Annotated in this window: 22 protein-coding genes; all 22 read left to right on the top strand. The window is 35.5% G+C overall.

Going from position 1 to position 19,031, the window contains the following annotated elements:
* The first annotated feature begins 3 nt into the window (after nt 1-3).
* The gene (locus ACLTBU_RS01660) at nt 4-201 is read left to right on the top strand and encodes a stage III sporulation AC/AD family protein (protein WP_177669450.1); all 198 of its coding nucleotides are present in this window, start codon (nt 4-6) and stop codon (nt 199-201) included.
* A gap of 11 nt (nt 202-212) precedes the next feature.
* Nucleotides 213-596 (top strand): stage III sporulation protein AD, encoded by a 384-nt coding sequence (gene spoIIIAD, locus ACLTBU_RS01655; protein ID WP_177669452.1) that lies wholly within the window; start codon nt 213-215, stop codon nt 594-596.
* Between the two features lie 16 nt (nt 597-612).
* The gene (locus ACLTBU_RS01650) at nt 613-1,785 is read left to right on the top strand and encodes a stage III sporulation protein AE (protein ID WP_412217185.1); all 1,173 of its coding nucleotides are present in this window, start codon (nt 613-615) and stop codon (nt 1,783-1,785) included.
* A 14-nt stretch (nt 1,786-1,799) separates the two neighbouring features.
* Nucleotides 1,800-2,372: a stage III sporulation protein AF gene (locus tag ACLTBU_RS01645; RefSeq protein ID WP_412217184.1), complete on the top strand. Its 573-nt coding sequence runs from the start codon at nt 1,800-1,802 to the stop codon at nt 2,370-2,372.
* An 18-nt stretch (nt 2,373-2,390) separates the two neighbouring features.
* Complete coding sequence (locus tag ACLTBU_RS01640; protein WP_412217183.1) at nt 2,391-3,104, top strand: hypothetical protein; 714 nt, start codon at nt 2,391-2,393, stop codon at nt 3,102-3,104.
* 14 nt (nt 3,105-3,118) lie between these two features.
* Nucleotides 3,119-3,832: a SpoIIIAH-like family protein gene (locus ACLTBU_RS01635; protein WP_412217182.1), complete on the top strand. Its 714-nt coding sequence runs from the start codon at nt 3,119-3,121 to the stop codon at nt 3,830-3,832.
* Nucleotides 3,833-4,016: 184 nt separating this feature from the next.
* Nucleotides 4,017-4,409, top strand: a complete 393-nt coding sequence (locus ACLTBU_RS01630) for an Asp23/Gls24 family envelope stress response protein (RefSeq protein ID WP_177669462.1) — start codon at nt 4,017-4,019, stop codon at nt 4,407-4,409.
* Between the two features lie 54 nt (nt 4,410-4,463).
* The gene (nusB, locus tag ACLTBU_RS01625) at nt 4,464-4,865 is read left to right on the top strand and encodes a transcription antitermination factor NusB (protein WP_412217180.1); all 402 of its coding nucleotides are present in this window, start codon (nt 4,464-4,466) and stop codon (nt 4,863-4,865) included.
* Between the two features lie 2 nt (nt 4,866-4,867).
* Nucleotides 4,868-6,067: an exodeoxyribonuclease VII large subunit gene (xseA, locus tag ACLTBU_RS01620; protein ID WP_412217179.1), complete on the top strand. Its 1,200-nt coding sequence runs from the start codon at nt 4,868-4,870 to the stop codon at nt 6,065-6,067.
* Between the two features lie 4 nt (nt 6,068-6,071).
* Nucleotides 6,072-6,305 (top strand): exodeoxyribonuclease VII small subunit, encoded by a 234-nt coding sequence (gene xseB, locus ACLTBU_RS01615; protein WP_412217177.1) that lies wholly within the window; start codon nt 6,072-6,074, stop codon nt 6,303-6,305.
* Entirely contained in the window at nt 6,295-7,170 is an 876-nt protein-coding gene (locus ACLTBU_RS01610) for a polyprenyl synthetase family protein (protein WP_412217175.1), read from the top strand. Before xseB ends, ACLTBU_RS01610 begins: the two co-directional genes overlap by 11 nt.
* Nucleotides 7,171-7,179: 9 nt before the next feature.
* Nucleotides 7,180-7,626 carry a divergent PAP2 family protein gene (locus ACLTBU_RS01605; RefSeq protein WP_177669472.1) on the top strand — a complete coding sequence of 149 codons (447 nt, stop codon included), beginning with the start codon at nt 7,180-7,182 and terminating at the stop codon, nt 7,624-7,626.
* Between the two features lie 92 nt (nt 7,627-7,718).
* A complete protein-coding gene (dxs, locus tag ACLTBU_RS01600) occupies nt 7,719-9,593 on the top strand; it encodes a 1-deoxy-D-xylulose-5-phosphate synthase (protein WP_249331347.1) in 1,875 nt (624 codons plus the stop codon).
* Nucleotides 9,593-10,396 (top strand): TlyA family RNA methyltransferase, encoded by an 804-nt coding sequence (locus ACLTBU_RS01595; protein ID WP_177669474.1) that lies wholly within the window; start codon nt 9,593-9,595, stop codon nt 10,394-10,396. Before dxs ends, ACLTBU_RS01595 begins: the two co-directional genes overlap by 1 nt.
* Nucleotides 10,397-10,409: 13 nt before the next feature.
* Nucleotides 10,410-11,270, top strand: a complete 861-nt coding sequence (locus tag ACLTBU_RS01590; protein WP_177669476.1) for an NAD(+)/NADH kinase — start codon at nt 10,410-10,412, stop codon at nt 11,268-11,270.
* A 9-nt stretch (nt 11,271-11,279) separates the two neighbouring features.
* Nucleotides 11,280-11,732: an arginine repressor gene (gene argR, locus ACLTBU_RS01585; protein WP_412217343.1), complete on the top strand. Its 453-nt coding sequence runs from the start codon at nt 11,280-11,282 to the stop codon at nt 11,730-11,732.
* Between the two features lie 16 nt (nt 11,733-11,748).
* Nucleotides 11,749-13,440, top strand: a complete 1,692-nt coding sequence (gene recN / locus ACLTBU_RS01580; protein WP_320650645.1) for a DNA repair protein RecN — start codon at nt 11,749-11,751, stop codon at nt 13,438-13,440.
* Between the two features lie 123 nt (nt 13,441-13,563).
* Nucleotides 13,564-14,748, top strand: a complete 1,185-nt coding sequence (gene spoIVB, locus ACLTBU_RS01575; RefSeq protein ID WP_249331350.1) for a SpoIVB peptidase — start codon at nt 13,564-13,566, stop codon at nt 14,746-14,748.
* 121 nt (nt 14,749-14,869) lie between these two features.
* A complete protein-coding gene (spo0A, locus tag ACLTBU_RS01570; RefSeq protein WP_177669482.1) occupies nt 14,870-15,727 on the top strand; it encodes a sporulation transcription factor Spo0A in 858 nt (285 codons plus the stop codon).
* Nucleotides 15,728-16,214: 487 nt separating this feature from the next.
* Complete coding sequence (locus tag ACLTBU_RS01565; protein WP_249332399.1) at nt 16,215-17,183, top strand: ABC transporter substrate-binding protein; 969 nt, start codon at nt 16,215-16,217, stop codon at nt 17,181-17,183.
* A gap of 50 nt (nt 17,184-17,233) precedes the next feature.
* Complete coding sequence (locus tag ACLTBU_RS01560; protein WP_320650649.1) at nt 17,234-18,262, top strand: iron ABC transporter permease; 1,029 nt, start codon at nt 17,234-17,236, stop codon at nt 18,260-18,262.
* The gene (locus ACLTBU_RS01555) at nt 18,256-19,029 is read left to right on the top strand and encodes an ABC transporter ATP-binding protein (RefSeq protein ID WP_177669488.1); all 774 of its coding nucleotides are present in this window, start codon (nt 18,256-18,258) and stop codon (nt 19,027-19,029) included. Before ACLTBU_RS01560 ends, ACLTBU_RS01555 begins: the two co-directional genes overlap by 7 nt.
* Nucleotides 19,030-19,031 lie beyond the last annotated feature (2 nt).

The raw sequence follows: 19,031 nt of genomic DNA, 5'->3' as shown, positions 1-19,031 counted from the left end.
AAGATGGATCAAATGATAGAGCTTTTAAAAATTGGGGGCCTTTCAATGGCGGTTATGTTTATGAGTATGATTTTAAAGCAGGCGGGTAAAGATTCTTATGCCAATATGGTATCGCTAGGAGGGACAGCCCTTATACTCATTATTATTGCGAACTATATTTTACAGCTATTTGAAGTGGTGGAGACCATGTTTATGTTCTAGGAGGTAGAAAGATGGAAATTATGAAACTGGTTGGCTTCGCGCTAGCAGCTGTAATTCTTACCCTCTTTATTGGGGAACAGCATAAAATGTCGGGGAATCTCATTCGTATTTTTGCATGTAGTTTGCTACTCATTTTACTTTTGCCACAGCTGCAAGTGATTTTTGCTATTATTAATGATCTATCTACAAAGATGAGTCTAGAAGATACTTATCTTAAGATTATATTTAAAATTATTGGGATTGCGTATATTGCTGAGTTCGGCTATCAGCTTTGTAAAGATGCAGGAGAGTCAGCTATAGCTAGTAAGGTACAGTTAGCAGGAAAGGTACTTATTTTGGTACTTGCTTCACCTATTGTGCTGGCACTTATTGAACTTATTACGCAGTTAATTTGATAGACGGGGGAGTCATATGCAAAAGAGGATAATGGTACTTATAAGCTTTTTACTTGCTATGGTATGCTTATGCGTACCTTGTATGGCAAAGGAAGAATCCCAGCTTTCTACACAAGGCATTTTGCAGCAGCAATTTGACCTTCTAAACTGGGAGGAAATCAAGGAACTTGAAGACCAGCTGAAACAATCTGTACCCTATATGCAAGACTTTAACTTAAGTGAGCAGGTCGCAAATCTGATTACTGGGGAAGAGCGGTTTTCTTTACAGGAAATTATGATGCAGATAGGGGAGCTTTTCATCAAAGAATTTAATACATATTTTAAGATTATCTTAAGGTTTATTTTAATTGTTATCTTATGCAGTATCTTGCAAGTGCTAAGTCAGTCCTTTCAGTCGCAAAACACGACAAAGGCAGCTTTTCTAGTATGTTATGTACTCGTTATCTATACGCTTACACAATCTTTATTTGTCATTGTAGAGTTAGCCCAAAGTACCATCTCCAACTTGTTCCAGATGATGCAGGTTACACTTCCAACCTTATTAGCTTTTATGGCAGTATCAGGCTATATTACATCATCAAGTGCACTAGCACCTGTTATTATTGGGGCATTTAATATTATGACTTTTTTCATTCAGAAGATTTTGCTTCCTGTCATCATTAGCATTATAGTACTGCAAGTCGTTAGTACAATGAGTGAAGAAATCAAAGTAGATAAGCTAGTAGGCCTCTTTTATAAAGGGATGAAATGGCTTTTGAGGGGAACGCTTGTTTTAAGTATTGCCATTATGGGGATTTATAAGCTAACGCTTCCTTATGTAGATGTAGCGATTAAGAAAGGTGCAATTAATCTTTCTACAGCCTTTATTCCTATTGTAGGCGATGCAAGTCGTGGAGCGCTGGAATTTATTATGTCTTGTAGTGCACTTATTAAGAATGCCTTTGCTATAGGCGTTATTATATGGGTTGTACTCATTGCAGCCATTCCGCTTATTAAGATTTTAAGCCATGTGGTGCTCTACCATATTGCAAGTGCTTTAATTCAGCCTATAGGTGATAAGAAAATGGCCGAGATTGCGACCATTCTAGCTAAGGGTTGTGAATTTATTTTAAGTGCAGTAGGTATTGTAGTGGTACTGACCATTGCTTCTATGATTATCTGTGCAAGCATAGGAACAAGTATGACATAAAGGAGGGAGATAAGATGAAGCAGTACTTAATGATGATTATATGGACCATGTTATTTGTTATTGTAGTAGAAATGATTTTTCCATCTTCAGATTTAAAGAAGTACTTAAAAATAGTACTTGGATTTGTAATGGTCTACATGATTGCAAGTCCTATGATTAAGCTGATCACCAGTACCCCTCTTTTAGAAGCTGGCAGCTTATCTAGCTATGTACAGTTTTATGAAACGCAGTTTAGAGAGGGGAAGTATACACCTTATGAAGAAGAGCGTAAAAAACAGGAGGAAAGTATGCTCACTATCTATAAGGAGCAGATAGAAAATCAGTTAAAGAGTCTTATAGAAACAAGCTTACCTGTAGAGGTAGAAGCACTTTCAAGTAAAGCAACTCTTGAGGGAAGCCATTTTAATTTAGAAAGTCTAGAAATAGAAGTAGCTTTGAAGGAGGAAGAGGGGCTAGTGGGAATAGGTGATAAGACGGAGAGTTTGGTGCTTGATCAAAGTGCATTAGAAAAAGAAATAAAAAAATGCATAAATAACTTCTATAACGTGGACAACACTAATATATATATTATAGTACAAGATAGTTAAAGTAGGGGAGGAAATGAAGTGGTAGATAAAGAAGATGAAAAGAGACAATTTACCATTAATGTAGGCAGCATCAGTCAACTCGAACAGCCTGTAAGAGAGCGAGTCAATCAGCAAGCAGCCGCAGGGCAGGGGCAGTCTAATAAGAGCGAGGAGAAGGGCAAAAGTGGCGGTAAGGATAAACCAAAGCTTAAGGCCAACACCACCATAGGGGTTGCACTTCTTGGAATTGTTATAGGAGGCATACTCCTTACTTATTTGCCAGAACCGGCCAAAACGGTCATTAGTGAAGGTGCAGAAATGGTACAAGTTAGCTCAGGAAACACAGGTAGTACAGGACAAATGACGTATGAAGAATTACTCGAGATAAGAATGGAGGAGATTTTAGGAAATCTTGATGGTGCTGGCAAAGCCAAAGTCATGATTACAACATCAGGGTCAACTGAAAAAGTAGTGGCAGAAGAAGTAGTTCAAAATAAGCAAGGTACAGAGGAAACAACTGGGTCAGGGACAAAGAAAACGAGTGAAAAACAAGATGTAGAGCGTAAGGTGGTGATGGAAAAGGGCGGAACACCTTTCATCATCAAAGAAAACAAGCCACAAGTTGAAGGGGTACTTGTTTTAGCAGAAGGAGCAGATGATGTGAATATTAAAAATGCCATTATACAATCTGTGTCATCGCTCTTAGATGTTCCAGTACATAAAATAGCTGTCTATAAGATGGTCAATAATTAAGAGGGGGTTCTTATATGTTTCAGTTTAAGAGAAATCAGGTTATTGTAACAGTACTTGTTTTTATGATCGCCATTGCAGCGTACCTAAGTTTAACAGAAGCACCAGCTAACTTAAGCGTTCCAGATATGAATGAAGCAACTATTCCAGTTGCAGATAGTGAACTTGATCAAGACTTCTTCGATGAATATGGTGTGATGGAAACACTTCCTCCAGATGAAATGGATGATATGGATGGTTTAAGTGTAGAAGTATCTACACCAGATGCTGCGGTAGGAAGCAAAGAAGTTGTTATTGCTAACAAAACTAATAAAGATGTAAAAGAAGAAGGGCTAACAGATCAAAAAATAGTAGAAGTAAGCTACTTCGCTGAAGAAAAAATGCTTAGAGAACAATCAAGAGCTGAGCAAATTGAGAAGCTTAATGAGTATGTAGCAGATCCAAATCTTGATAAAGATTCAAAAGCAAAAGCTGCTGAAAGTCTTTTAACCATTCAAGATCGCATTGAGAAAGAAGCAGGTGCTGAATCACTTCTTCGTGCAAAAGGCTTTAAAGATGTCTTTGTAAGAATGGATAAAGATACAGTAGATGTAGTCGTTAATAAAGATGATGCTTTAACCGACGAAGAGATTGCTCAAATTGAAGAAATCGTTCAAAGAAAAACAGGTTATTCAGTAGGTAAAATCAAAATATCTTGTTTAAAAGTGAATAATCAATCAGCATCTAACTAATACATATACGGGTCAAGGGGTAAAAATTTACCTTTTGGCCCTTTTTTCGTACAAATCTAATTTGCAACTTTTGTATATTTTGATATAATAAGTATAAAAGTACATATTCTTTAAATGCCCAAGATGTATGATTAGTTTGCAAGTTGGGTATTTATATAAATAAAGAAAATGGGAGGCAATTACTGTGGAAGAAAATAAAGTAATCGATGTAGATTTAGATAACAAAGAAGTAGGCGAGGTTCAAATTGCTGATGATGTTATAGCAGTAATCGCTGAAATTGCTGCATTAGAAGTAGAGGGTGTTTATGCAATCGCAGGTAACAAAAACGATATCGTTCAAACAATTAGAGGCAAAAAAGCTTCAAAAGGTATGAAAATTGAAGTAAGTGACCATGAAGTATTCGCAGACCTTTCTATTGTGGTACAATACGGTGTTAAAATACAAGAAGTATGTTTAAAAGTACAAGAAAAAGTGAAAAATTCTATTGAAACAATGACAGGACTTGACGTACAATCTGTAGATGTACATGTAGTAGGCGTTGATTTTTCAAAAACTAAAGCGCAAGAAGAACACTAAACACAGTGAGCTAACCTCTTTTTGGGGTTAGCTTTCATTAATGAGGAGATAAAAATGACAAGACGTGAAGCAAGAGAACTTATAATGAAAATGCTCTATGAGATGACTTTCCATCCAGAAAAGGATGCAAACCTTTTATTAGAAGGTTACACACAAGATATGAAAGGTAAAGTAAAAGACTTTATCGTAAATGAATTTAACGGTGTATTACAGCATCAAGAAGAAATCGATTCTATCATCGAAGCGAGCAGTACAAACTGGTCCATAAACCGTATTGCAAAAGTAGATCATATGCTTTTACGCATGGCAGTTTATGAACTTAAATGGGGAGAAGATATCCCACAAAAAGTAGCTATTAACGAAGCCATTGAAATTGCGAAAGTTTATAGTACAGATAAATCACCAAAATTCATCAATGGTATCCTTGGAAATATTGCAAAATCAATTGAGGGATAAGAATGAAACGAAAAGTTGTAGCTGTATCCGAGATTAATAGATATGTAAGCCATTTATTAGAAGAAGACTATCTCTTATCTGATGTATGGCTTTCAGGTGAAGTATCCAACTGCAAATACCATCAGTCAGGTCATATTTACTTTACAATCAAAGATGAGCGTGCGGGCATCAGCGCAGTGATGTTCGCCAAAGATGCGGCTACCTTGGATTTCACCTTAAAGGAAGGCCTTAAAGTCTATGTAAGAGGACGTATTTCCCTTTATGAGAAGACAGGGCAGTATCAGTGCTATGTGATTGAAGTAGAAAAAGAGGGCAAGGGTACTTTATACGAACAGTTTGAAAGACTTAAAAAGCAGCTTGAAGAAGAAGGGCTTTTTGACCCAAGATATAAGAAGCCTCTCCCAACTTATCCGCAGAAGGTGGGAGTTATTACTTCAAAGACAGGCGCAGCCATCCAAGATATTTTGCAGGTTTCAAAAAGAAGAAACAACGCCATTCCTATTTATATTTATCCTACAGCTGTTCAAGGGGAGTACGCTACAAATGGCATTGTAAGTGCCATTGAACGTGCTAACCAAGATGGGCTAGTAGATGTTCTCATTGTAGGACGAGGCGGTGGGTCTATTGAAGACTTATGGAGTTTCAATGAGGAAGCAGTAGCGCGTGCTATTTTTGCTTCTAGAATTCCTATTGTTTCAGCTGTAGGACATGAGATAGATTTCACCATTTCTGATTTTGTAGCAGACAAACGTGCGGCTACACCATCAGCAGCGGCTGAAATTGTTATTCCAGATAAAGAAAGCTATCTTCTTAAAATTGATAGGTCTAAGGAACTTCTTAAGCATCATTTAACAAGGCACTTAGATCTAGAAAAAAGAAGGTTAGAACAGCTCTTATCACGCCCAGTTTATCAAAATAAACAAAAATATTTTAGAGATTTAATGATTCGAGTAGACTATAGTGAGGAGCAGCTCGTAAAGGCCTATACAAAACATCTTACTTTCACAAGAAATGTCTTAAATGATAAGATTACCAAGATGGAAAAACTCTCACCTCTTCTTACATTAAAAAGAGGTTATAGCGTTACAACTACTGAGTCGGGTGAAATGATTACACATAAGGATCAAGTAGAAGTAGGCGATCACATTAAGGTAGCACTTAAAGAGGGTACTTTACATGCAGAGGTAGTAAAGAAAGGATAAGGTTATGGCTAAAAAAATAGCAAAAAACTTTGAAAGTGCAATGGAAGAGCTTGAAAAGCTTATTTATAGCTTAGAAGATGGCTCACTTTCACTTGATGAAAGTATTAAAACTTATAAAAAAGGTATGGAACTTGCAGCTTTTTGTAGTGAAGCACTTCAAAAGGCAGAGCAGGAAATATATGTACTTGAGCACAATGCAATAAGTAAAATGAATGGGGAATATAATAATGGAGAATAAACTGGAGCTTTATAGGAAAAGAATAGAAAACCAGCTTAAAGAAGCCATTCCAAACAATCATGGAAGCTTTGGGGAGCTTTATGAAGCCATGGCTTATAGCCTTTATGCAGGTGGCAAACGTATTCGCCCATTACTTATGCAGCTTGCTTATGAAGCAGTAGGGGGAAAAGAAACCATTACCCCTTATCTGTGTGCAATTGAGATGATTCACACCTATTCACTTATCCATGATGACTTACCTGCTATGGACAATGATGATCTTAGACGTGGTAAGCCAACCAATCATAAAGTATTTGGAGAAGCAACAGCTATTCTTGCTGGAGATGCACTTTTAAATGGTGCTTTTGAAATGATGTTAGAAGATGCACTTAACCAGGACGATATGAATCGTGTTAGGGCAGCACATGTTTTAGCAGAGGCAAGTGGTGCTAGAGGTATGATTGGTGGACAAATTCTGGATATGCAAAGTGAAGGTAAGCAAATTGATAAAGATACTCTAGATAGTATTCATCTACATAAAACAGGTGCACTTATTGCAGCAGCCGTTCATATGGGTGCGCTATTAGGTGGCGCTTCATCTAATGAAGTGACAGCCCTTACGTTTTATGGTAAGTATTTAGGAAAAGTTTTTCAAATTATTGATGATGTGTTAGATGCTACATCAACAGTAGAAGAATTAGGGAAGCCTATTCATAGTGATATGAAAAATGAAAAAAATACGTATTTATCTTTCTACGATGTAGACACTTGCTATAGTATTGCAGAGGAACTTACAACGAAAGCGATTAAATGCTTAGAACGTGTAGAAGGTGATACATCCCTACTTGAGCATGTGGCATTCAGCCTGGTTCAAAGAAGGAATTAGGGGGCAAAAATGAAACAATTAACACAGCTTTTTAGCAATGATCTTTTAATGGTAGCTTTATTAAGTTGGTTTATTGCACAAGTACTAAAGGTCATTTTAACTTTAATTAACGATCATAAACTTGATCTTAATAAACTTGTCTCTTCCGGTGGAATGCCTAGCTCACATAGTGCTATTTCTACTTCGTTAGCTATTGGTGTTGGTCAACTTCATGGGTATGATAGTGCAATTTTTGCAGTAGCAGCAGTACTAAGCTTTATTGTTATGTATGATGCAGCAAATGTGCGTTTAGAAGCTGGTAAACAAGCAGCACTTTTAAATCGTATTATTGACGTGATGCAGGACCCTAATGTGACACTAGAAGTAAGACTTAAAGAATTACTTGGACATACACCACTTCAAGTTGCCGCAGGTGCTGTACTTGGTATTGTAACTGCATTAATTTTTATACCATAATGTTAAAATGACAATCTTATGGGTTGTCATTTTTAGTATGATTAATAAATATGAATAAATTTACAATAAGTAATTAATGAAAGTGTGAGAACATGCTAAAAATATTAGATAGTATTAAAAATATAGAGGATCTCAAGAAGATAGATCAAGAAGAACTAGGCTTTTTAGCAAGAGATATACGTCAATTCTTAATACAGTCTCTTTCTAAAACAGGTGGACATTTGGCATCTAATTTAGGTGTTGTAGAACTTACTATAGCACTTCATTATGTTTTTAATTCGCCAGAAGATAAAATGATATGGGATGTAGGCCACCAGGCTTATGTGCATAAATTATTAACAGGTAGAAGAAAAGGGTTTAAGACTTTAAGAAAAACAGGTGGAATGAGTGGATTTCCAAAACGTAAAGAAAGTAAACATGATGTATTTGAAACAGGACATAGTTCAACTTCTATTTCAGCTGCACTTGGAATGGCTATCTCAAGAGACCTTAAAGGAGAGAATAGTCACGTTATTGCTGTTATAGGAGATGGGGCTTTAACGGGTGGTATGGCTTATGAAGCACTGAATAATGCAGGTAGAGGGCATACGAATCTTATTGTTATTTTAAATGATAATGAAATGAGTATTTCAGAAAATGTAGGTGGTATGAGTAGACACCTTAACCATATTCGTTCGAGTAAAGATTATTTACGTGCAAAAGAAGGCGTAGAAGATGTGTTAAAACGTATTCCAGCTATAGGTGGTCAGTTAGTAGGCGCTGTGCGTAAGACAAAAGATGGTGTAAAGACTTTTCTAATTGAGCATACATTGTTTGAGGAAATGGGCTTTACATACTTAGGGCCTATAAATGGACATAATTTTAATGACCTTATTGAGATTTTAGAGAATGCAAAAGAGATGAAGGGACCTATTTTAATCCATGTGAAAACAGTTAAAGGTAAAGGGTATAAACCAGCAGTGGAAAACCCAAGTAGCTATCACGGAGTAGGACCATTTGATATTAAAGCAGGGGTAGCACCTAAAAAAGCAGGCGGCTATACTTTTTCAGATGCTTTCGGCTATGCTATGGTAAGTTTAGGTGAAGAAGATGAAAAACTTATAGGGATTACAGCAGCTATGGCAGATGGTACAGGACTGAACCATTTTGAAAAGCAGTTTCCTAAACGTTTCTTCGATGTAGGTATTGCAGAGCAGCATGCTGTAACTTTTGCAGCAGGACTGGCAGCTACAGGTTTTAGACCAGTATTTGCAGTATATTCATCTTTCTTACAACGTGCCTATGACCAGATTCTTCATGATGTATGTCTTCAGAATTTACCTGTTATCTTTGGAATAGATAGGGCAGGTCTAGTGGGTGAAGATGGCGCAACACATCAAGGTATATTTGACATTGCTTATTTAAGCCATATGCCAAATATGACAGTACTTTCTGTCAAAATGCCTGAAGAGATGGAAGGGGCGCTCCGTTATGCGAAGCGTCTTAATAGCCCAGTAGCCATTCGTTATCCAAGGGGAACTGTGAAGTTAGATCCTAAGTACCAACTTAAATATGATGACGTTCGTATGGTAACTTTAGAAGAAGGTCAGTCTGTTTGCTTACTGGCAACAGGTAAGATGGTAGAACAAGCATTAAGAGTAAGAGAAGCCTTATTAGATTTAGGTATAGAAGCAGCAGTTGTAGAAGCACCTTGTATTGTGCCAATGGATGAGGAAGGTATTCAGACAGTGGCTAAAACGTATGATTATATCTTCACAATGGAAGACCATGTGAAAAAAGGTGGCTTTGGTATGCAAGTAGGTGCCTTTATGTTAGAACATGGCTTAAAAGCTAAGCTGCATAACTTTGCCTATAAAACAGGTATTGTAGAGCATGGAGATATTCCATCTTTATTAGAAAGTGAACACTTAAGTGTATTAGATATGGTAAGTACAATTACAGAAATGATAAAGGAAGAGAGAGCATAATGGCAGATAAAGAAAGACTCGATATTTTGATTGCGCAAAGAGGCCTTGCGGAATCACGTGAACGTGCTAAAGCTTATATTATGGCAGGCGTTGTGTATGTAAATGGACAAAAAGAAGATAAAGCAGGACTTAAGGTCGATGTGACAGCATCTATAGAAGTACGTGAAAAAATGCGTTATGTAAGTCGTGGTGGATTTAAACTTGAAAAAGCAATGGCACAGTTTCCTATTGAACTTGAAGGGAAAACTTGTATGGACGTAGGTGCTTCAACAGGTGGTTTTACAGATTGTATGCTTCAAAATGGTGCAGTAAAGGTCTACTCTATTGATGTAGGATACGGACAGCTTGCTTGGAAGTTAAGAGAGGACGAACGTGTTGTATGTATGGAAAAAACAAATATGCGTTATGTAACCCATGAACAGATTCCAGAAGAAATCGACTTTAGTTCAATCGATGTATCTTTTATTTCTTTGACAAAAATCTTACTTCCTGTCTATAATTTAATTAAAGAGGGTGGAGAAGTAGTAGCCCTTATTAAACCACAATTTGAAGCTGGTCGTGAACAAGTTGAAAAACACGGTGTTGTAAGAGATCCAAAAGTGCATAAACAAGTTATTCATTTAGTATGGGAATATGCAAAGAGCATTGGTTTTAGCATTCGTGGGCTTGATTTTTCACCCATTAAAGGACCAGAAGGAAATATTGAATATTTAATTTATCTTAAAAAAGCAACAGAGGAGCTTCCATTAGAAACGGACACACTTATTGAAAAAGTGGTGAGTGCATCACACGATACATTATAGGTAGGTGGGGAGTATGAAACATATTGGGATTATACCCAATCTTTTAAAAGATAAAGATTTAGAAACAACAAAGGTGGTCATAAGTTGGCTTTTAGGACATGATTTTAATGTTTATATGACACATCATATAGGTTCCTTACTCGATGAATCTATTCAAACCTTAGAAGAAGAGCATCTTTATGAAACCTGTGAGGTCCTTATTACCATTGGTGGAGACGGCACTATTTTAAGCGTAGCACAAAAAGCTTGTTTATATGATAAACCTATTATAGGTATCAATTTAGGTAGACTAGGCTTTTTAGCAGATGTAGAAATGTCTGAGATAGACCAGTTCTTACCAAAACTTTTAACAGATGATTATACAATAGAAGAACGTATGATGCTTATGATCAAAGTCATTGACCCATCAGGAGAGGCACATAAATTTTATGCACTTAACGATGCCTATGTTGCAAGGGGGAGTTCTTCAAGAATTTCAGAATTCGAGATTAAGGTGAACGAACATTTTCTAGATCTTTATCCAGCAGATGGTATTATTATTGCTACCCCTACAGGTTCAACGGCTTATAATCTTTCAGCAGGAGGACCTATTGTAGCACCATCAGCTAGTCAGATAATGATTACCCCTATCTGCCCGCACTCCATTTATTCAAGAGCGGTTATTGTAGCTGATACAGATGCTGTGCAGATTAAAACTAATAACTATGATGGTACCACGCTTGAGCTTGTAGTAGATGGTCAGATGAAAATGAATATTACTCCTATGCATTTTATTGAAGTAAGAAAAGCACCTTATACAACAAAACTCATTAAGCTTTCTGACTTGCATTTTTTTGAAATCTTAAGAAAAAAAATAGTGGAGAGGCGTAAATAAACTATGGGAATGAAAGAACAAAGACAATCGAAAATATTAAGTCTTATTCAAAAACAAGAAATAGAAACACAAGAAGAACTTGCAGAAAACCTTGAAAAAGCAGGGTTTAAAGTAACACAAGCCACAGTGTCTAGAGATATTCGTGAGCTTAAGCTTACAAAAGTTGCAGGTAAAAATAATGCTCAAAAGTATGTAGCATTAACCAACTATGAAAATCAAATTTCAGAAAAAGTCATTCGTGTTTTTAAAGCTGGTTTTGTATCTATGGATGTAGCGCAAAATATTTTAGTTGTCCGTACTTTAGCAGGTATGGGTAATGCTGTAGCAGCAGCTATTGATGGCTTTAATTATGAAGAAATTGTAGGAACACTTGCAGGAGATGATACGATTTTCTGTGCGATTCGTAATATAGAAGAGATAGGTGACGTGATTGCCAAGTTTCAAGAAGTATTAAACTCATAAGATAAGGAGTGATAAAATGCTTACGTGTTTACATGTTAGAAACATTGCTCTAATCGAAGAGATTACACTGAATTTGCATCATCATCTTAATATTTTTAGCGGTGAAACAGGTGCGGGAAAATCTATGCTCATTGACTCTATTCAATTTGCTATAGGTAACCGTACTTCTAAACAAATTATCAGGAAAGGTGAGCAGTGTGCTTATGTACGCCTCACTTTTGAGGATGATAAAGGACTAGGAATTGCTTACTTAGAAGAAAATGGTTACCCTTATACACATACAACTATTGAAATGGAACGCATTTTATATGTATCAGGGCGAACAGTTTATAAAATAAATGGTATTACATGTAATAGACAAGTGGTGAAAGATTTAGCAGCACTACTTATAGATGTTCATGGTCAACATGAACCTCAATCTTTATTAGATGTGTCTACCCATGTCCATATGTTAGATAGCTTTGGAGACGAAAAGTTTCTTCATCTTAAGGAAGCTTATAAAACACATTATGAGCGCCTTATGAATTTGAAAAATGAACTAAGTAAAATCAGTACAGATGATCGTAAGAAGCTACAGCTCCAAGATATGCTAGAATTTCAGATTAATGAAATTGCTGCATGTAAACTAAAACCTCATGAAGAAGAAGAACTTAAAAGTCAATATGAGATTTTATCCCATGCAGAGAAGATTCTTATGCAATGTCAGAAGGCTTATGATGCCCTAGAGGCAGATGGGCATCACGCAGGTGCTATAGAACTTGTAGGCAAGGCAACACAACATATACAAGATGTTAGCCATATTAATGAAGAATTAGGGAGCCTTCATGCAAGGCTTTTAGCAGTAGAAGCTGATCTTCAAGATATTACTTATCAAGTAAGACGTTTTGCAGACCAGATTGAATATTCACCAGAACTCTTACAAGAAATTCAGACAAGACTTGATACAATCTATAGACTAAAACAAAAATATGGTAGTTCTATTAGTGAAATTCTAGTATATAAACAAAACTGTGAAAAAGAGCTTGAAGAGCTATTAGGTAGCACGCATAATAAAGAAAAATTAGAGCAGGAAATAGCAGATTTAGAAAATAAATTAAATACTATTGCATTAGAACTTACAGAAGGCAGAAAAAATATTGCTGAGAGTATAGAAGTACAAATTAATGAGCATCTGCATGACCTTCAAATGCCCCATGCACAGTTTAAGGTGGCTATACAGCAAAGTGAAACGTTTAACCGTAATGGGCAAGATGAAGTAGAATTCCTCATTCGTACTAACTTAGGTGAAGATATGCATGGACTTGCAAAAATTGCATCAGGTGGGGAAATCTCAAGAGTAATGCTTGCTATTAAGACCGTCCTTGTACTAGGTGATAGTATAGAAACTGTTATTTTTGATGAGATTGATACAGGTATTAGTGGGCTTGCGGCGCAGAAAGTGGGCGAGAAGCTAGCAGTTATCTCAAGAGCAAGACAGGTTATATGCATTACGCATCTCCCTCAGATTGCAGCTATGGGAGACCGTAACTATTTAATCGAAAAAAGTGCTGTAGACAATCAGACTAAAACACAGCTAATGACACTACCAGATGACAAGCTTCAAGAAGAACTTTGCCGTTTAATGGGTGGTTTTATTACAGAGAGTACTTTAAAAAGTGCAAAAGAGCTTAAAGAATCAGCAAATCGTTATAAACAAGGCATCGCATAAGCGATGCTTTTTTTATATGTAAATCTTACCTTGTCAACCTATCTTGAAGCTGAATAATTGTATTTTAAAAAGGAGAATTTAAACATATGACAGCAAAATAGGACAGATAGGATGTGGCAGAAAATGAAAGACAATCAAAAACTTAAGAAATGGTTCTGTTACATATCACTAATACTTCTCTTTATGATATGTAGCCCAATGATTATTTCTAAATTCTTACCTAACCATATTCAAATTGCACAAGGTACAATAGAAGAGGAACTTTTTAAATGGCCGTTTAAGGCACAAAAAGATACTAATGATGATTTAGAGCTTTCTTTACTTGGATACATTCCTATTAAAACCGTTAATGTAGAAGTTGTAAAGCCTAAGGTACTAGTCCCTTGTGGGAATCTTATTGGTGTAAAGGTAGAAGCAGAAGGCATATGTGTTCTGGGTACAAGCTCTTTTACATCAGGAGGGAAAGAAGTATCTCCATGTAAAAATAAAATAGAAAAAGGAGATATTATTTTAGAAGTAGAGCATGTTCCTCTAAAATCAAAGGAGCACTTTAGAGATCTAATTAAAGAAAATGAAGATCAAGATATAATGCTTAAAGTAAAACGTCGAGAGGAAGTTATGGAAGTTGTTTTAAAACCTGAGTACTGTGAAAATGAAAGCAGTTATAAATTAGGCTTATGGGTAAAAGACAGTACACAAGGTATTGGAACAGTTACCTATTTTGATCCAGAAACTAAAGTATTTGGTGCACTGGGTCATGGCATTAATGATGCCGATATAAAAAGATTGCTACCTATTAAAGCAGGAGAGGTGACAAAGGCTACTATTACAGCTATTAGAAAAGGAGAAAAAGGAGAACCTGGTGAACTTAAGGGAATTATTGAATATACACCAAGAAATATATTAGGTAATATTGAAACCAATACAGCACTTGGTATCTTTGGAACGCTTAATAAGAGAGGAGAGGCACTTTTTATAAAAAATGCGATGCCTATTGCTTATCAAAATGAGATAGAAGAAGGTCAGGCAGTAATTTTAAGTAATATTATTGGGGATGAAGTCAAAGCATATAGTATAGAAGTTAGAAAAGTAGCACGTTATACAAGTGAGCCTGCAAAAGGAATGATTATAGAGATTACAGATCCAAGACTTTTGGAAATGACCAATGGGATTATACAAGGGATGAGTGGTAGCCCTATTATACAAAATGGTAAATTAATAGGAGCAGTTACCCATGTTTTCATTCAAGACCCTACAAAAGGGTATGGGATTTTCATCGAAAATATGATTAATAATGAAATAAAATAGAGATACTGTAAAAAAAAATAAAATATTCCAGAATATGGTATTGATTTAAAGTTTAAAATTAGATATAATATTATTATATTTCGGTAAAATATTGGAGTTTATACAGGTAGGGGGAGTCGTTTTGCAGGAAACAAAAATAAAAATCGTATTGGCTGATGACAATAAAGATTTCAGTCAGATTTTAAGAGAATTTTTGAACAAACAAGAAGATATGGAAGTAGTAGGGTGTGCGGCTAATGGAGTTGAAGCATGTGAACTGGTAAAAAGTTGTGAGCCAGATGTGCTTATTTTAGATGTAATTATGCCATATTTAGATGGAATTGGTGTTTTAGAAAACATTCAATTGATGAATAACATTAATAAACCACTGGTTGTGATGCTTTCCGCAGTGGGACAAGATAAAATTACAGAACGTGCATTAGGCTTAGGGGCAGCATATTATATTGTGAAACCATTTGATATGGATACGCTTACAATGCGTATTAGACAGCTTAAAGCTATGACAGGTGGTTCTATTCAAACTAAAGCAGACACAATGACAACATCTGCCTCAAGTTCAGCTATTTTATCTACAAATAATAATAGTAGCATGGGTATGAAGGCGCAAAGGCCAGTTGTCACTCAACATAGCCTTGAAACAGAAGTGACAAGTGTTATTCATGAGATTGGTATTCCAGCACATATTAAAGGTTATCAATATTTAAGAGATGCGATTATTATGGCTATTAATGATATGGATATTTTAAATTCTATTACCAAACAACTTTATCCATCCATTGCTAAAAATTATAATACAACACCAAGTCGTGTAGAACGTGCTATTCGTCATGCTATTGAAGTAGCATGGAGCCGTGGAAAAATGGATACTATTGATAAACTCTTTGGTTATACTGTAAACAATGGTAAGGGAAAGCCTACTAATAGCGAGTTCATTGCACTTATTGCTGATAGATTAAGACTTGAGATGCAAGTAAGTTAAAGTATTGGGAATGCTAGATTTATGAGCAATAGTGACACCAACTAACATTTTAAAGTATGATCTATAAACTCTTTTGAAGCATTGATTGTGGAATTTTCTAGAGTAAAACCTATAAATTTCTTTAAATAAAAACTATAAATCCTTCTAATTGATTGGTTGAATGGTATACCATATATTAGGAGGATTTTTGTATGTTTGATAACTGCTTTAATAGGATTGGAAGAGACAATAAGAATAAAATATAAGTATTTTATTGAAGAGTATAATAAGATTAAATTGGTTGATATTAATATATATTACGACCCTATAATTAGAATTGATAATTTACCTAAAGATAACATAAAAATAGGTAGAAAAATACATTTTCATCCGATATACTGAATAAGAAAAGATATGTAAAGGAAAGATTTGAATGAAAAAGTTTAGCAAAAAAAATACTTTAATAATCCTGATGGCTGGAATAGCAAGCACTTTGGTAGGGTGTAGTATGAATCAGCAAAATGTTACACCACAAATACAAGAAGAGAGTAAAAAAGAGTATTTTCAACCAGTCAGCTTTACTTATTCAGGAGCGGGAGGTACTTATGATATAGTAGCCAACTCCCCAAGAAAAAGAGCTGTTACGTTATCACAATTTATGACAGAGATGTTATTAGCATTAGGGCTAGAAGACCAAATAGTAGCAACTGCTCTACTAGATAATCCTATATTACCTGAATTTGAAGAAGCCTATAGTCAAATTCCTGTACTTGAAGTTGGCGAAGGACATGCTATCTCTAAGGAAGCTTTTATTGCAAGTAATCCAGACTTTGTAAGTGGATGGGACTCATCTATTAGCGAACAAACAACAGGTTTACCTGATGAACTCATTGCAAAAGATATTGTTCCTTTTATGGCTAAATCCTATGAGGGGGATGCTACTGTCGAAACAGTATATGAAGACTTTGAGCTTTTAGGTAAATTGTTTAATGTACAAGATCGTGCAGACGAAGTCATACAGCAAATGAAAAAGGATATAAAAAGCGTGACGGATAGGGTCGGTTCTATTAAAGAAGAAGAACGTGTCAAAGTGATGGTTTATGATTCAGGACAAAATGATGCTATGGTAGTTGGTACGGGACTTGCAAACAACTTAATAGAACTTGCAGGGGGCAGTAATGTATTTGCCAATGATGTTAATAGACCTTACGTTAATGTTTCTTGGGAAAGTGTAGTAGCTAGAAATCCAGAAGTTATATTGATAACAGAGTTCATGGCAGGAGATAGCGCAGATAGCAAAATAAGTTTTTTAAAAAAACATCCAGCATTAAAGGATGTAGAGGCTATTAAAAATAATAGATTATACGTTGTTAGATTAGCAGACTTATCACCTGGAATTAGAAATCCTATGTTGATTGAACAAATGTATCACGATTTTTATGAAGCGCCTAATATTGAAGAAAGTAAGGCAGAATAATGATAAAAAATAAAATAAGACATTGGACAAAGAGGAATTTTTTGTTGGGGGTGAGTGTATTAATCGTACTCTTAATCCTTTCAATAGTAATAGCGGTGGCTATAGGAAGCACCTATATTGCTCCTAGAGAAGTTTATAAGGCAATCATTTATAAACTGACTAATGGATTAATGTATAAAGATACAAGTGATGCAATGGTTATGGCAATTATATGGGAAATACGCTTACCAAGAGTCTTATTAGGAGCGCTTTGTGGTGCAGGACTAGCCCTATGTGGGATCTTGATGCAGTGTGTCACTAAAAATCCAATAGCTGAACCTTATGTATTAGGACTTTCTTCGGGAGCATCTTGTGGTGCTGTTGCAGTCATTGTTTTAGGGAGTATGTCGTCTGTAGGTATAACAAGCATTACAATGGGAGCATTTTTAGGTGCTATTTTAACGGGTATACTTGTTTTTGCTATAGGGACTCAACTAGGAAGAACATCTTCTACAACACGTCTTGTCTTATCGGGAATGGCTATCTCTACTATTTTTTCTGCACTTACCAATTTGCTCATTTATGCATCCCCAAATACCAATCAAGCTAAAACAGCACTTTTTTGGACAGTGGGCAGTTTAGGTGGTGCAAAGTGGGAGATTTTATTATTTCCATTTATAATATTTTGTATAGTTATGATCATTACATTTTTCCTTTCTAAGTCACTGGATATTTTGTTAGTAGGCGATACGAGTGCTATTATACTTGGGATTAACGTTAAATGGATTAAGGTATTGCTTCTACTATTAACAACACTATTAACATCTGCATTGATTGCTGTTACAGGATCAATAGGCTTTATAGGACTTGTAGTCCCTCACATATGTAGGACTTTAGTTGGAAGTGATCATAAAAAACTTATTTTATTGTCATCATTAATAGGAGCAATATTCTTAATAGGATCAGATGTTATGGCTAGAGGCTTGTTCCCACCGCTAGAACTACCCATAGGCATTATTACAGCTTTGGTAGGAGGGCCTTTTTTCTTATATCTTATTTCCAAAAAAAATTATTCATTTGGAGGAAATGAGACATGTTAAAACTTCAAATTAACAATCTAAAATTTAGTATTGATAATGAAGAAATACTTAAAGATATTTCTTTTGATATAAAAAACGGAGCATTTGTAGGTATTATAGGACCTAATGGATCTGGTAAATCTACATTACTCAAAAATATATACAGAGTGTATAAACCATCTAGTGGCAAGATTATATTAGATGAGAGGGTATTAAGTAAACTAAAAGAGAAAGAATGTGCACAAAAAATAGCAGTCTTAGCACAAGAGAGCAACACCTACTTTGACTTTACAGTAGAACAAATTGTAAAAATGGGGAGGTATCCCTATAAATCAATTTTTGAAGACTATTCTAAAGAGGATCTGCAAATAGTCAGACAAACGTTACAAAAGGTAGGATTAGAAAATGATATGAATCGGACATTCTCCAAGCTATCCGGAGGGGAAAAACAGCGTGCTTTAATTGCACGTGCTTTAGTCCAAAATGCTGATTTTTTAATACTAGATGAACCGACCAATCACTTGGATATAGGGTATCAGATTCAACTTATGGATTTAGTAAAAAACCTTAAAATGACCACTTTAGCTGCCATACATGATATTAACTTAGCAGCAATGTATTGCGATTATCTTATTGTGATACACAAAGGAAAAATCATTAAAGTGGGTTCTCCAGAAGAGGTGATTACGGTAGCATTATTAAAAGAAATATTTGGGGTAAATGCCTATGTAGGTATAAATCCAATTAATAAGAAGATACAAGTGTCTTTTATGTCAAATATTGGATAAAT

Origin of the sequence: Zhenhengia sp. (genome assembly GCF_046966505.1) — a bacterium.
GTDB classification, from domain to species: Bacteria; Bacillota; Clostridia; order Lachnospirales; family Cellulosilyticaceae; genus Zhenhengia; species Zhenhengia yiwuensis.
This window is presented reverse-complemented; position numbering and strand designations above follow the sequence as displayed.

What these genes read in the sequence shown, in the direction of transcription:
- dxs (WP_249331347.1), top strand. Translation starts at nt 7,719, where the DNA reads ATGCTAAAAATATTAGATAGTATTAAAAATATAGAGGATCTCAAGAAG.
- ACLTBU_RS01635 (WP_412217182.1), top strand. Translation starts at nt 3,119, where the DNA reads ATGTTTCAGTTTAAGAGAAATCAGGTTATTGTAACAGTACTTGTTTTT.
- spoIIIAD (WP_177669452.1), top strand. Translation starts at nt 213, where the DNA reads ATGGAAATTATGAAACTGGTTGGCTTCGCGCTAGCAGCTGTAATTCTT.
- argR (WP_412217343.1), top strand. Translation starts at nt 11,280, where the DNA reads ATGAAAGAACAAAGACAATCGAAAATATTAAGTCTTATTCAAAAACAA.
- ACLTBU_RS01645 (WP_412217184.1), top strand. Translation starts at nt 1,800, where the DNA reads ATGAAGCAGTACTTAATGATGATTATATGGACCATGTTATTTGTTATT.
- ACLTBU_RS01660 (WP_177669450.1), top strand. Translation starts at nt 4, where the DNA reads ATGGATCAAATGATAGAGCTTTTAAAAATTGGGGGCCTTTCAATGGCG.
- ACLTBU_RS01590 (WP_177669476.1), top strand. Translation starts at nt 10,410, where the DNA reads ATGAAACATATTGGGATTATACCCAATCTTTTAAAAGATAAAGATTTA.
- ACLTBU_RS01650 (WP_412217185.1), top strand. Translation starts at nt 613, where the DNA reads ATGCAAAAGAGGATAATGGTACTTATAAGCTTTTTACTTGCTATGGTA.
- spoIVB (WP_249331350.1), top strand. Translation starts at nt 13,564, where the DNA reads ATGAAAGACAATCAAAAACTTAAGAAATGGTTCTGTTACATATCACTA.
- ACLTBU_RS01605 (WP_177669472.1), top strand. Translation starts at nt 7,180, where the DNA reads ATGAAACAATTAACACAGCTTTTTAGCAATGATCTTTTAATGGTAGCT.
- ACLTBU_RS01610 (WP_412217175.1), top strand. Translation starts at nt 6,295, where the DNA reads ATGGAGAATAAACTGGAGCTTTATAGGAAAAGAATAGAAAACCAGCTT.
- ACLTBU_RS01565 (WP_249332399.1), top strand. Translation starts at nt 16,215, where the DNA reads ATGAATCAGCAAAATGTTACACCACAAATACAAGAAGAGAGTAAAAAA.
- recN (WP_320650645.1), top strand. Translation starts at nt 11,749, where the DNA reads ATGCTTACGTGTTTACATGTTAGAAACATTGCTCTAATCGAAGAGATT.
- xseA (WP_412217179.1), top strand. Translation starts at nt 4,868, where the DNA reads ATGAAACGAAAAGTTGTAGCTGTATCCGAGATTAATAGATATGTAAGC.
- ACLTBU_RS01595 (WP_177669474.1), top strand. Translation starts at nt 9,593, where the DNA reads ATGGCAGATAAAGAAAGACTCGATATTTTGATTGCGCAAAGAGGCCTT.
- xseB (WP_412217177.1), top strand. Translation starts at nt 6,072, where the DNA reads ATGGCTAAAAAAATAGCAAAAAACTTTGAAAGTGCAATGGAAGAGCTT.
- nusB (WP_412217180.1), top strand. Translation starts at nt 4,464, where the DNA reads ATGACAAGACGTGAAGCAAGAGAACTTATAATGAAAATGCTCTATGAG.
- ACLTBU_RS01555 (WP_177669488.1), top strand. Translation starts at nt 18,256, where the DNA reads ATGTTAAAACTTCAAATTAACAATCTAAAATTTAGTATTGATAATGAA.